Origin of the sequence: Streptomyces glaucosporus (assembly GCF_039533345.1) — a bacterium.
Taxonomy (GTDB): domain Bacteria; phylum Actinomycetota; class Actinomycetes; order Streptomycetales; family Streptomycetaceae; genus Streptomyces; species Streptomyces glaucosporus.
Genome location: NZ_BAAATJ010000024.1, coordinates 63,208 through 76,298 on the forward strand (window position 1 = coordinate 63,208; position 13,091 = coordinate 76,298).

At 76.0% G+C, this 13,091-nt stretch carries 9 protein-coding genes; 6 read left to right on the forward strand and 3 right to left on the reverse strand.

What is annotated here, in order from left to right:
• Positions 1-80: 80 nt before the first annotated feature.
• Both ABD358_RS22220 and ABD358_RS22225 read right to left on the reverse strand, forming a co-directional pair.
• Entirely contained in the window at positions 81-800 is a 720-nt protein-coding gene (locus ABD358_RS22220; protein WP_344632899.1) for a leucine-rich repeat domain-containing protein, read from the reverse strand.
• Between the two features lie 37 nt (positions 801-837).
• The gene (locus ABD358_RS22225) at positions 838-1,911 is read right to left on the reverse strand and encodes an isoafricanol synthase (RefSeq protein WP_344632874.1); all 1,074 of its coding nucleotides are present in this window, start codon (positions 1,909-1,911) and stop codon (positions 838-840) included.
• Between the two features lie 295 nt (positions 1,912-2,206).
• On the opposite strand from ABD358_RS22225, the gene ABD358_RS22230 reads away from it, so the two are divergent.
• The gene (locus ABD358_RS22230) at positions 2,207-5,038 is read left to right on the forward strand and encodes an ATP-binding protein (RefSeq protein ID WP_344632875.1); all 2,832 of its coding nucleotides are present in this window, start codon (positions 2,207-2,209) and stop codon (positions 5,036-5,038) included.
• A gap of 100 nt (positions 5,039-5,138) precedes the next feature.
• Entirely contained in the window at positions 5,139-5,636 is a 498-nt protein-coding gene (locus ABD358_RS22235) for a hypothetical protein (protein ID WP_344632876.1), read from the forward strand.
• Between the two features lie 281 nt (positions 5,637-5,917).
• Here the strand turns inward: ABD358_RS22235 and ABD358_RS22240 are convergent, their stop codons facing one another.
• The gene (locus ABD358_RS22240; protein WP_344632877.1) at positions 5,918-7,039 is read right to left on the reverse strand and encodes an aminoglycoside phosphotransferase family protein; all 1,122 of its coding nucleotides are present in this window, start codon (positions 7,037-7,039) and stop codon (positions 5,918-5,920) included.
• Between the two features lie 243 nt (positions 7,040-7,282).
• On the opposite strand from ABD358_RS22240, the gene ABD358_RS22245 reads away from it, so the two are divergent.
• The 4 genes from ABD358_RS22245 (at position 7,283) to ABD358_RS22260 (ending at position 13,089) form a co-directional block, all read left to right on the forward strand.
• A complete protein-coding gene (locus ABD358_RS22245; RefSeq protein ID WP_344632878.1) occupies positions 7,283-8,791 on the forward strand; it encodes a DNA-binding protein NsdB in 1,509 nt (502 codons plus the stop codon).
• A gap of 291 nt (positions 8,792-9,082) precedes the next feature.
• Positions 9,083-10,543 (forward strand): HEAT repeat domain-containing protein, encoded by a 1,461-nt coding sequence (locus ABD358_RS22250; protein WP_344632879.1) that lies wholly within the window; start codon positions 9,083-9,085, stop codon positions 10,541-10,543.
• 90 nt (positions 10,544-10,633) lie between these two features.
• Complete coding sequence (locus ABD358_RS22255; RefSeq protein WP_344632880.1) at positions 10,634-12,148, forward strand: hypothetical protein; 1,515 nt, start codon at positions 10,634-10,636, stop codon at positions 12,146-12,148.
• The gene (locus tag ABD358_RS22260) at positions 12,145-13,089 is read left to right on the forward strand and encodes a hypothetical protein (RefSeq protein ID WP_344632881.1); all 945 of its coding nucleotides are present in this window, start codon (positions 12,145-12,147) and stop codon (positions 13,087-13,089) included. The genes ABD358_RS22255 and ABD358_RS22260 overlap by 4 nt, the downstream gene beginning before the upstream one ends.
• Positions 13,090-13,091: the final 2 nt, after the last annotated feature.

The window sequence follows — 13,091 nt, forward strand, 5'->3', positions numbered from 1 at the left end:
CGGAACCCTTCCCGGCCGCAGGGCCCCGTCAACCCCGCGGCCGGGGAAACGGGCGCCCGCCGGAGGGACGGCCCCCGCGCTCACCACAGCACCACGCACCCGCGCCGGGCCAGCTCCGCCGACAGGCGGGGCGCCGGACGGACCCCGCTCCACCGCAGGTCCAGCTTCTCCAGCGCGGGCAGGTCCGCGAGCCAGCCGGGAACCTCCCGCAACCGGTTGCCGCGCAGGTCCAGACGCCGCAGCAGGGGCAGTCCGCGCAGCGCGCCGGGCACCTCCTCCAGCGCGTTCTCCCGCAGCTCCACCTCCCGCAGCTCCCGCAGACCGGCCGCGGAGGCGGGCAGGGAGACCAGCGCGTTGCCGCGCAGCCACAGCTCCCGCAGCGCGGTGAGCCCGCCGAGCGACTCCGGCAGCTCCCGCAGGCCGCAGCGCTGCGCCCGCAGCTCGACCAGACCGGCCATCCGGCCGATCTCCTCCGGCAGCGCTCCCAGCGGGTTGTCCCCCACGTTGAGGTACGCCACCCGGTCCAACCGCCCCAGGGAGCGCGGCAGTTCGGCGAGCCGGTTGTCGTGCAGGTACAGGCAGCGGTCCAGCCCGGTGAGCTCCCCGATCTCCTCCGGGAGCGAGACGAGCGCGTTGTGGCCCAGGTCCAGGGTGTGCAGGCGCCGAAGCCGGCCGATGTCCGGAGGGAGCGAGGTCAGGGCGTTGTCCGCGAGGATCAGCACGCGCAGCCCGTCGCGCTCCCACACCTCCCCGGGCACCCGGTCCAGTCCCGCCCGCCACAGGTTCACCACCGGTTCCATGTCCGCCATGGCGGCGTACGGTACCGCCGGGCCGCCGTCAGCAGGGGTCCGATCCGGCCAGCAGACCGGCCCACGGCCGCCGCCGTCCGCCGCTGACGGCGGCGACCCCGGCGGCGTCGTAGCGGCGGCTCTCCAGGGACCAGTCGAGGTTGCCCCGCATGACGTTGCGCATGCCGTCGACGTAGTCCTCCACCCGGGCGCGGACCTGCCCGGGCACCCCGCGGGCGGCCAGCAGCCCCGGCAGGCGCGCGGCGTGCTCCCGGAAGCGGGCGACGCGCCCGTTGGCCATGGCGCAGACCTCCCGCACGCACTCCTCCAGCGCGCGTCCCGTGGCCCGGTGGAGGAGGATGACGGTGTTGTTGACGTCGCCCACGGCGAGTTCCTTGTCCAGCGAGACGATGTCGTTGACGAAGATCGCCACATCGTCGGTGATCCGCCGCATCTCCCTCAGCGGAGAGCCGCCGTGCAGCCCGGCCGGCAGGGCGTACCGGCCGCAGCGCTCGGCCAGGTCCAGACAGGGCTGGATGCCGATCGAGTGGCGCCGCGCGGTCAGGAACTCCTCCAGGGCGGGCGGGGCGTCCCCGGAGCGGTTCAGCGCCTCCTGGTGGTGGGCGAGCAGATAGCCGCGCCAGTGCCGCCGGAACCGCTCCCGCCACACCTCGGGCATCCCGTCGTTGACGCGCCGCCACAGGTCGCGGAAGCTCTCCACCAGCGGGTTGAGGGGCGTCCCCGGTGCGGGGCCGCCCTCGTCCATGACCGCGGTGAGGGAGTTCAGGAGACGGGCGACGGCCTCCGGGCGCTGCCCCAGCCGGCCGTCGAACTGGTCGTCGAAGACGAAGAACCAGCCGTTGACGTCGGTGGCCAGCATCAGGTCCTCGCCCGTGGCCCGGGGGTAGAAACGGGCCATCGCCCGCTCCAGCCGCAGGGCGTCGTACTCCTCGAACGCGGACTCCCCCCGGAGCAGCCCGAAGTCGCGGAGCCAGCGGAGGGTGTGCGCCCGGGCGCGTTCGACGTCGGGGCTGATGGCACTGGGGAAGGGGATCTCCAGTAAGGCCGTGCGCCGTACGAGCCCGTCCCGTCCGGCGGCTTTCTCGGCGGTGGTCTGCGGCATGGGCGGACGCCTCCCTCTGACAGCGGCGGAGCACGCTGGCGAACATGGCTGACGCATATTCAGGCAACATTTGAACAAGGGTGTTCGGCGGTCAAGAGGGCCGAACGCCCCACCGTGGCCGGGAACCGACGGCGCAGGAAGGAGCGCCCCGTACCACCGGGGAGCCCCGGTGGCGGAGAAATATTCCAAGGGCATCACGCCGCGCCCGCGCTGGCGTACGCTCGGCTCATCCGCCGGGAAAGGCCGGGACGGCGGACGTGATCGCGAGCGAAGAGCGGGAGCGATGCACCGGGCGATGTTCGAGCGAGAGGCCGAACTCGGCGCCGTGGACGAGGCGCTGACCGAGCTGACCGCGGGCGCCGGAAACCTGCTCGCCTTCGCCGGCGCGGCCGGGCTCGGCAAGACGACCCTCCTGGCCGAAGTACGCCGGCGTGCGACGGCGCGCGGCTGCACCGTGCTGTCCGCGCGGGGCGGCGAGCAGGAACAGAACCTGCCCTTCCACACCGTCCGCCAACTCGCCCAGCCGGTCCTCGCCGCCGCCGGCGAGGACGAGCACCGCCGGCTCCTGGACAGCTGGTACGACATCGTGGCCCCCGCCATCGGCCTGGTGGCCCCCGACGGCGGCAGCACCCCCGACCCCCAGGGCGTGCGCGACGGCCTCGACTGGGTCGTCACCCGGTTCGTGACGCGGAACCGCCCCGTGGTCGTGACCCTCGACGACGCCCACTGGACCGACGCCGAGTCCCTGGCCTGGCTGACGGGGTTCGCGCCCCGGGCCGCGGAACTGCCCGTCCTGCTCGTCGTCGCCTACCGGCCCGAGGAGCACGCCCACCGGACCGCCCCCTTCCGCGTACTGGCCACCCGGAGCGGCTCGCGCCCCTTCGACCTGGCGGCCCTGACCCCGCGGGCGGTCGCCCGCCTGGTGCGCGGTGCGCTCGGCCCGGCCGCCGACGACGAGTTCTGCCGCGAGTGCTGGGCCGTCACCGGCGGCAACCCCTTCGAGGTCATGGAACTGACCGCCAAGGTCGCCGACCGCCGCATCGAACCGCAGCGGGAGAACACGGCCGAGCTGCGCGACCTCGCCGGCACCGTCCGCGGGAGCGGACTGGTCGGACGCCTGGAGCGGCTGGGCCCCGCCGCCGTGCGCCTGGCCTGGGCCGCCGCGGTGCTCGGCACCGAGATCCCCCCGTCCCTGGCCGCCGACGTCGCCGGGCTCGGAGCCGAGGAGGCCGCCGAGGCACGCGCCCGGCTGCACACCGCCCGCATCCTCGCGGGCGGCACGGGGGGCGACGAACCGCTGCGGTTCTTCCACCCGCTGATCGCCACCGCCGTCTACCAGGCCATCCCGCCCGCCCTGCGCGTCGCCCTCCACGGCCAGGCCGCGGCGGTCGTCGCCGACGCGGGCCACGGCCCCGCGGCCGCCGCGCGCCACCTGCTGGAAGTGCACCCCGACGGCGACCCCGGCGCCGTCGCCGTACTGCGCGCGGCCGCCCGCGAGCACCTCCGCGCCGGAGCGCCCGAGGCGGCCCGGCGCTGCCTGGAACGGGCCCTGCGCGAGCCGCCGGAACGGCACGAACGGGCGTCCGTCCTGTTCGAACTGGGCTGCTCCGCCCTCCTCGCCCGGCCCGCCACCGCGGTCAACCACCTGCGTGCGGCCCTGGAGGAGCCCGGGCTGGACCCCGGTCTGCGCGAGGCCGTCGTCTGCCGCCTGGCGCAGGCGCTCGGGCACAGCGGCCGGATGGACGAGGCCGCCGCGCTCGTCGGGGAGGAGGCCCGGCGGGCGACCACCGCGCGCACCCGGCTGCGGATGCGCGCGGAGCAGTTCATGTGGAACGCCTTCCGCGCCGACGAACCCGACTCGCCTGCCCGCTCCCGCCGCCTGGCCCGGCTCGCCGGCCACCTGTCCGGCCGCGGCGGGGCCGAGGAGCGGTACATCCTCGGCCTGCGCGCCTGGGACGCGGTGGCCCGCGGGGAGCCCGCGGGCACCGCCCTGCGCTTCGCCGAGGAGGCCCTGGGATCCGGCCTGAGCTGGACGGACGGGGAGCGGGGCTTCGAGGTGCCCGTCATGGCCGCCCTGACGTACCTGTACTGCGACCGGCCCGGACGGGCCGAGGAACTCTTCGCCGACGGCATCGCCGAGTGCGAGCGCAAGGGCTGGCGCGGCTCCCACCTGGCGTTCGGCTTCACCCTCCTGGGCTACATCCGCTACCGGCGGGGACGGCTGAGCGAGGCCGAGAGCCTGGTGCGCGAGGGGCTCCGGATCGCCGACCGGGTGGGCTCGGGCGCGCCCGCGCAGCTCGCCGCGATCGGCACCCTGGTCCAGACCCTGATCGCCCGGGGGCGTGTCGAGGAGGCTTGGGAGACCGCCCGGAGGTACGACTACGGCACCGCCGTCCCCAAGGCCGTCGTCTACCCCGACGCCCAGGCCGTCCACGGGGAGCTGCTGCTGGCGTGCGGCCGCCCGCGGGAGGCCGCACGCCAGCTGGCCGCCGCCGGCCGGCGCCTGGACCCGCGCGGCATGCGCAACCCGTCCTGGTGCCCCTGGCAGCAGCACCTCGCGCTCGCCGTCGGGAGGACCGACCCCGGACGGGCGGCGGCCCATGCCCTGGAGGCGGTCGAGCGGGCCCGCCAGTTCGGCACCGCCTCGGCGATCGGCCAGGCGCTGCGGTGCGCCGCCGAGGTGACCGGAGGACCGGGGGAGGCGGACCTCCTGGGAGAGGCGGTCGAACACCTGGAGCGGTCCCCGGCCTCGTACGAACTGGCCCGAGCGCTGGTCGGCCACGGTGCCGCGCTGTGCCGCGCGGGCCTGCAGCAGGAGGCGGCCGACCAGCTCTACCGGGGCCTGGAGACGGCCGCCCACTGCGGAGCCGAGGCGCTGGTGGAGCGGGCCCGTGAGGAGCTGACCGCCGCCGGGCTGCGGCCCCTGGAACTGCGGTACGCCCCGAGCGAGGAGCTGTCCGCCCGCGAGCGCGCCGCGGCCGAGTGGGCCGCGCAGGGGCTGGCGGACCCGGAGATCGCCCGGAAGATGGAGCTGAAGGAGCGGGCGGTGACCCGGCTGCTCTCCGCCGTCTACCGCAAGCTCGGCACCGACCGGGCCGGGCTCGCCGGAGTGCTGGAACGGCGGTAGGACGGCGGCCCCGGCACCCGCGGAACCGGCGGCGGAAGGGGCCGCGGAGCCGGGGCGGGCGGCCCCTCCTTTCCGGCCTGCGGCCCCGTACCATGGCGGCATGTCGTTTCTCCGCCGCCGCAGTGCCCCCGTTCCCGCCGTACCCGACTTCGACGTGCTGGCCATGGACCCCGGGGACTGGCCGGGCAATCTCGGCGCCGGACTGCTCCCCGGGCCGGACGGGAGCTGCCAGGGCGTGTTCCTGCGCTACGACCTGTTCGGCGGACGCGGACCGGCCATGGTCATCGGCAACCTTCCCGAGGGTTCCCCCGCCCGCGAGCGCGCCGACGACGAGGTGCCCTTCGAGGTGGAGCAGCTCCTGGCGGCGCTGGAGAACGACGAGGAGGTCACCGTCACCGGGACGGAGGAGAACCCGGTGATGCTGAACGACAGCCTGCTCATCGTGCGGCGGATCATCTGCTCCGAGAGCAGGATCTCCTGCGTCCAGTTCGACCGCAGCGACAACGTGCTGGTCACCATCGCGAGCTGGGACCGGCCGATCACCGAGGACCTCTACCAGCTCCTGAAGCCGCTGCCCGCGGAGATGTTCCAGCGGTGACGCGGCCCGTCACGACGCGGTGACGCCGTGACGGAGGCGTCCGGACGGCGGCGGGGCGGAGGGCCGCGGAGCGCCCGTCCCCCAGTCCGTCCCCTCCCGGTGCCCGCGGGGACACGGACGGCACGGCGGGACGTCACCGGCCGCGCCCGGAGCCGCGCACGGCGGAAAGCCCGTACGGGACCTCTCCCGGACGGGCCCCGTTCCGGCCCGGCAGAACGCTTACGGGCCCTGCCCGGTGACGCCCCCGCGGCCACCGGGAGGAGCGGTCCGTCCGGCGTGCGTCACCGGGTCCCGACCGCCGCCCGTACCGCGCGGCGGGCCATCGCGCAGTCGTCGTGCAGCCGGCGCAGCAGCAGCCGCTGCTCCTCGCCCGCACTCATCTGACCGGGCCGGTCGGAGACCCCGGCCGGAGCCGGATCCCGCATGGCGCGCTGCACGGCCGTCTCACAGGTGCGGACCTCACGAGTGAGGACGAGCATCAGGTTCACCAGGAAGGCGTCCCGCGCGTCGCGGCCGGCGGCCTGGGCGAGCTGGCTGATCTGGCGGCGCGCCATCGGGCTGTCCCCGAGCACCGACCACAGGGTGGCGAGGTCGTAGCCGGGCAGGTACCAGCCGGCGTGCTGCCAGTCCACCAGCACCGGACCGGCCGGGGACAGCAGCACGTTGGACAGCAGGGCGTCGCCGTGGCAGAACTCCCACCGGCCGCCTCCCCGCGCCAGGCCGTGCAGCAGCTTCTGCAGATCGCCCATGTCACGGTCCGTCAGCAGACCCAGCTCGTGGTAGCGCGCGACCCGCCGCCCGTAGTCGAGCTGCGCCTCGAACCGTCCCGGAGGCGGCTGCCAGGCGTTCACCCTGCGGATCGCGCCCAGCACGGCGCGCAGGTCGGAGTGGGCCGGAGACTCCAGCGGGTGGCGCTGCAACGCCACCGGGCGGCCCGGTGTCCGCTCGGCGACGAGGACGCAGCCGTCCGGGTCCGCCGCGATGAGCCGGGGCACCCGTACCGGCGGGCGGTGGCGCACGAAGGTGCGGTAGGCCGTTATCTCGTGCCGGAACCGCTCGGCCTGCTCGGGGGAGTGGTCCAGCAGGCACTTGGCGACCGCGGGACCGCGGCCGACGGTGCCGACCAGGAGGACCGAGTGCCCGCTGCGGCGCATCGCCTGCGCCGGCTGGAACTCCGGGCAGATTCGGTGCACCGAGGCGATGGCGGTGCGCAGCCGCGCACCCTGCGGGCCGGACAGGTCCAGCCTCGCGCCGGTCGGTGGGACCCCGGGGGCGTGCGCCCGGCGCGGCCGGGGGACGCCGAGCGCCGGTGACGTGCGCACCGGTTCGGGGTGGGCGGTGCCGTACGGCTGACGCGTACGCGGCCGGAGCGGGGCGGACACGGGGGACGGTGTTGGATGCATGGACGAGCCGGATCCCTTCGTGCGCCGACAGGTTGCCGCGCCACCCGGCCGGCCGTGTCCCGGTGCACCCTGGGGAATGCCGGATCCGCGGCCGGACGGGATGGCGCTGTTCTACAGCACACCCGCGCACGGGTTGCGCGCCATCTGGCGGACCCTGGCGAACCCTGGCGAATGTCCGCGGCCCCTCGGACCGGCGTCCGGTGACGGCTACTGTCAACTCAGCCGAGATCCTGGGGGCTTGACGTGACCAAGGGACCCAACACCCGCCTCGCGGACCTGTTCGGCCTCACCGGCTGGTCCAAGGGCGAACTCGCCCGGCTCGTGAACCGGCAGGCGGCGGCCATGGGCCACCCGCAGCTGGCGACCGACACCTCCCGGGTGAGGCGCTGGATCGAGACGGGGGAGACCCCGCGCGACCCGGTGCCCAAGGTGCTGGCGACCCTGTTCACCGAGCGACTCGGCCGTGTCGTGACCATCGAGGACCTCGGATTCGGCCGATCGGGGCCGGCGGGGAGGCGGCAGTCCGTCGACGGGCTGCCGTGGGCTCCCGAGCAGACCGCCGCGGTCCTCACCGAATTCACGGGAATGGACCTCATGCTCAACCGACGCGGCTTGGTGGGCGCGGGCGCCGCGCTCGCCGCAGGATCGGCGCTCAGCAGCGCCATGTACGACTGGCTCCGGACCGACCCGTCCCCGGCCGCCGGCCTCCACCGGGCCGGCGGCGCCCTCGCCGCCGATCCCGTCTCCTCCGACCGCTACGAGGCGGCTCCCGTCGGTCTCGAGGAGATCGCGGCCCTGGAGCGCTCCGTGGAGGTCTTCCGGGCCTGGGACGCGGCCCGCGGCGGCGGTCTCCAGCGCAAGGCCGTGGTGGGCCAGCTCAACGAGGTGGGCGGCATGCTCGCCTACCGCCACCCCCCGCAGATCCAGCGGCGGCTGTGGGGGGTGGCGGCCAACCTGGCGGTGCTCGCCGGGTGGATGTCCCACGACGTCGGCCTGGAACCCACCGCCCAGAAGTACTTCGTCATCGCCGCCCACGCGGCCCGCGAGGGCGGCGACCGGCCGCGCGCCGGCGAGGCCCTGTCCCGGGCCGCACGCCAGATGGTGCACCTGGGACGGCCCGACGAGGCCCTGGACCTGATGAAGCTGGCCCGGGCCGGCTGCGGTGACCGGGCCCTGCCGCGCACCCGCGCCATGCTCCACACCATCGAGGCGTGGGCCCAGGCGTCCATGGGGCAGGGGCAGGAGATGCGGCGCACGCTCGGCGAGGCCGAGGAGCTGTTCGTGTCGGACAGGGGGGACGTGCCGCCACCCAGCTGGATGCAGATGTTCGACGAGGCGGACCTGCACGGGATGCAGGCACTGGCGTACCGCACCCTCGCCGAGCACGAACCCTCGGCGGCGAGGGTCGCCGAGAAGCACGCCAAGGAGGCGCTGAGACTGCGGGAGAAGGGCCGCGAGCGGTCGAAGATCCTGGACTACATCTCGCTCGCCTCGGCCTGCTTCATCGCCGACGACCCCGAGCAGGCGGACCGCTACGCGCGGCTCGCCCTGGTCTCCATCGGCAACACCTCCTCGCACCGCACCTGGGACCGGCTGAGGGAGATGTACCGGCTCACCGGCCGGTACGCCGGCTACTCCGGCATCGAGGACCTGCGCGAGGAGCTCGAACTCGTCCTGCCCAGGGCTCCCAGGGCCGCCGGGAGGGGTTCGGCGCCGGCCTCCCGGTGGCCGGGCGGGAGCACGAGCGCGTAGCCCCGGCGGGCGGGGGCGCGCCGTCACCGCCGGCCGCCGTGCGGGTGTGACGGCGCGCACACGGCCCGGAGCGGGCGCGCACGGGCGGACGCCTCCGCCCGGGTGCGCGGCGGCGGATTCCCGGTATCCTTCGGCGGCCGGAGCGCCCGCTCCGGCCGGAACGGCGAACGCCGTGGGACAACCGTGGGCAAACCCCGGGGGGACGGAAGGAGAACAGCGGCCGACCGGCGAGAATGGCGCGCAGCGGAAATCCCGTTGCCAGCCCCGTACCCCGGACCGGATGCTGACCCTATGTTCGCCGATTCCGTCGATTCCGACATAGCGCCCAGCGGCACGCTGCTGGGTCTCCTCCAGAGGGGCCGCGGCGACGGCACGCTGTACGCCCTCGCGGCCCCCCGCGCCGAGGCGCTCGCCGCGCTGGGCCAGTGCCTGCGGCGCGACCCCCGGCGGGACTGGCGGCTGGAGCACCGCTCCCTGTACTACGCACGCCTCCACCGCGACCTCGATGCCGGGCTCGACGACATCGAGGACCACCTCTTCCACCCCGCCGACCACGTCGACGCCGCGGAGGACCGCACCGGCCTGGCCCTCTCGGTCCTCGGCCACCTCGCCTCCTACGGCGACCGCGGCGCGCTGCTGCTGCTGCGCCGCTACGCCGCACAGGGCGCCAACTGGCAGTGGGCCCTGGACGAGCTGGCCGTCCGCGACGACGACGCCGGACTGCGCTCGCTCGGTCCCGCCGTCCTGGCGCGCTTCCCGCACACCCCCGAGGGCGAGGCCGCGCTGGCCGCGGCCGTCCGGGACGCCTACGAGCCCCGGCCCTGGCGGCTGTGGGCCGAGGACCGGGCCCGCCCCGCCCAGGCCGGACGCATCGAGCGCGCCCGGGAACAGGGCTCCTTCAACCGCTGGCAGCGCCAGCTGCGCCCCGCCGGGCCGCGCCCCGGCTGGAGCGTGCGCGAGGTGCTCGAGTGGGCCGGGGCGGGCGGCCCCGGCGACGATCCGGAGCGCCGCGAGGCCGCCGCCGCCCGATGCCTGGCCGCCGTCGCCGGGCCCGAGGACCGTCCCGGACTGCTCACCGCCGCCCGCGGCGGCCCCGCCGCCGCCCGCGCCGCCGCCCTGCGCCACCTCGCCGAGCGCGGCGACCCCGACGTCTTCGGCCTGATCGAGGCGGCGGCGACCGGACCCGCCGATCCGGTGGACGATCCCTCCGGCGCGGTCGCCCGGTCCGCCCTGGCCGCCTTCTCCCGGATGCGCGGCCCGGCCGCCCTGGAACGGGCCCGCCGGTGGGCCCGGCGCGAGGACGGGCTCGGCACGGCGGCGGCCGCGATGCTGGCCCGCCACGGCGGCCGGGGCGATGCCGGACCGGTCCTGGCCGCCCTGCGCCGCACCGTCCGCGCCGAGGGGCCCGACGCCCCGGCCCTGGAGTCACTGGTCGACGGGGCCGGCCGGCTGACCGTGCGGTGCGCCGCCCCCGTCCTGCGGCACGTCTACCGCGAGACCGCCTCCTCCCGGCTGCGCGGCGTGGCGGCCCGCGCCCTGGCCGCCACCGACCCGTCCTTCCCGGCGGGCTTCGCCGTCGAGTGCCTGTGGGACTGCGAGGAGTCCACCCGGGAGATCGCGGCCCGCCACGCCGCCACCGGCGACGTCCGGGTCGTCGAACGCCTGCGGCGGCTCGCCGCCGACCCCGCCGAGGAGGAGGGGGTGCAGAGCGCCGTACGCGGCAGGCTCGGCTCCGGCGGCGCCGCCCGCTGAGCCCGCCCGGGGCCGCACGGAGCCGGGCCCGGGCGGGGCGGACCCCCGCCGTTTCGATCTCTGTCGGTGGCAGCGCCTAATCTGTGCCACGTGACCACTGCCGTATCCGCTCCGTCCCCCGGCGCCGTCCGCCCCGCACCGGGCCCGGCCGCCGACGAGGGCCTGGCCCGCAGGCTGAGGGCGCTCGCATGCACCGCGCCCCTCCACGACCTGGACGTGCGCAAGGCCAACCTGGCCGGCGAGTACGGCACGTACGCGATGGCGGAGGTGGCCCTGGCCGCCATCGACCTGGTCACCCTGCACATGGACTTCGACACCGGCGCCGACCACGAGGAGATAGTGGCCCGGCTGCTGCCGCGCGTCGCGGCCCAGGCCCCGCAGCGGCCCGCCGCCGAGCACGAGCGGGTCGCCCGCTGGGTCCTGGAGAACCTGATCAACGTCGGCAGCGTCGACCGCGGCTTCCGCGCCGTCTACGGCACCTTCGGCCCCGACGGGGAGTACGTGCGGCGCGACTACGACTTCAAGCTGATCGAGGAGGTGCCGGGCCCGGGCGGGGGCGTCTACCTGCGCACCACCGACGAGGCGGTCAACGTCCTGGTCGGCGCCCTCGACACCGACGTCACCAGCGCCCAGATCGCCGCCGAGGTCAAGCTGGAGGTGCTGATCAGCCGGGGCCGGCTCGCCGACGCCCAGCTCGCCGCGGAGCAGGCCCGCTACCGCACCGTCCAGTACGCCGAGACGCTGCGCCGCACCCTGGAGGCCACCCGGCGCAACGTCCGCGCGGTCGACTGGCTCCACACCGTCCCCGACATGATCGCCGAGGCGCTCGACCACGTCGCCGACCGCTACCGGCACGAGAACGCGATCCTCACCAACATCCGCAGGGCGCGCGACGAGGCGGAGAGCGCGGAGAACAAACTGCGCGCCGCCGAGCTGGTCGACATCGTCAAGGACTGCATCCGGCGCCACACCCAGCTCCAGTCCCGGCTGCTGGAGGCCGGGCCGCTCTTCCGCGCCGAGCAGGACCGCCAGGCGTTCGCCGCGCCCGCCGCCCGGGCCGGCCTGGACCTGTACGGACAGCTCCTCGCCCCCGTGCTGCCGCTGCCCGTGGAGCAGGCCACGAAGGTCACCGACGCGTTCTTCGCCCGCGGCACGGGCCTGCGCGCCCCCGCCGCCGTCCGGCTGGGCGACCTGACGGAGCTGCTGCTCACCCCGCCCGCGCCCCGCGAGCACCTGGGCGCCGAGATGCCCGAGCCCGACCTGGTCGCCACCCCCGACGACAGCCGCTTCACCGAGGAGCAGATGGAGGCCGCCAGGGAGCTGCTGGACCTGCCCCCCGACGCCCCGCGCCGCCTGTCGGGCCTGCTGGCCGAGGCCCGCCGCCGCGACCCCGACCTGCCGTACCTGGTGGCCCTGCTGGCGGTGCACGCCGCCAGCCCGCCGGTCGGCACCGCCTACCGGCAGGGCGAGCGGAGACTGCTGTTCGCCGTGGACGACGGCACGGAACTGGACGACCCGGAGTTCGGAGGGGCCGACCTCGTCGTGGGCACCGCCCTCCTGGACGCGGCGGGCATGGCAGCGGACCGCACGGAGGTGGCCTCGTGAGCGAGTACGGAACCTGGGAGCCCCACAACGGCGAGGGCGCGCCGGAGAACGGGGAGCGGCCCGACGGCCGCGACGGGACGGGAGCCCCGGCACCCTCGGGCGCCCCCGGCCACGCCACCCCCGCGGACGCGGCCGACGCCGCCCGGCTGGTCTCCTTCGGGCTCCAGCCCAAACTGCTGCCCGCCCGCGACGCCGAGTACGCCGACCTGCTCCGGCGCTACCGGGAGGAGCCCGCCTTCGCCCGGCTCGCCGACGCCGTCGCCACCGGCCTCGGGCTGGTCGTGCTGGAGGTCTCCCACCGCGCCGGGATGGTGGTCACCGCCGCGGAGGACTCCGTCTTCGCCGTCCGCATGGGGGACTACGCCCGCCGGGCCGCCGCCGACTCCGCCGACCGCTTCCTCCACGGCCTGGCCCACCTGGCCATCGCCGCCCTGGCCTTCCCCCGCCCCGAGGACCTGGCCGACGACGGCTACGTCGGCCGGATCACCGTCAACGGCGTGGACGCCTTCGTCCGCCAGGCGTGCCGCCGGCTGGAGGAGCGCGCCGAACGGGAGGGGGAGAACACCGACCCGGTCAGCGACGCGCCCGGCCTGGAGGCCGCCTGGCGGGTCTACGCCCGGCGCAGCGCCACCGGCGCCACCAAGGACGCCCGGCGCCTGGCCGGCTCCACCACCGGGATCGTCGCCAAGGCGGCCGCCTTCCTCGCCGACTCCGGATTCCTCCAGCGCACCGGCGACGACGCGGGTGGCACCTACCGCACCACCGCCCGCTACCAGCTCCAGGTGCGCGACATGGCCGGCGGCGCCGCCATGGCCGAACTGCTGGAGCTGGGCATCGTCCCGGTCAGCGACGGCAGCGCCACCCTGCTGCCGGCGCCCGACGCCGACGACCCGGACGGCCGGCCCGGCGCGGTCGACGCCGGACTGCCCTTCCACAGCTGAAC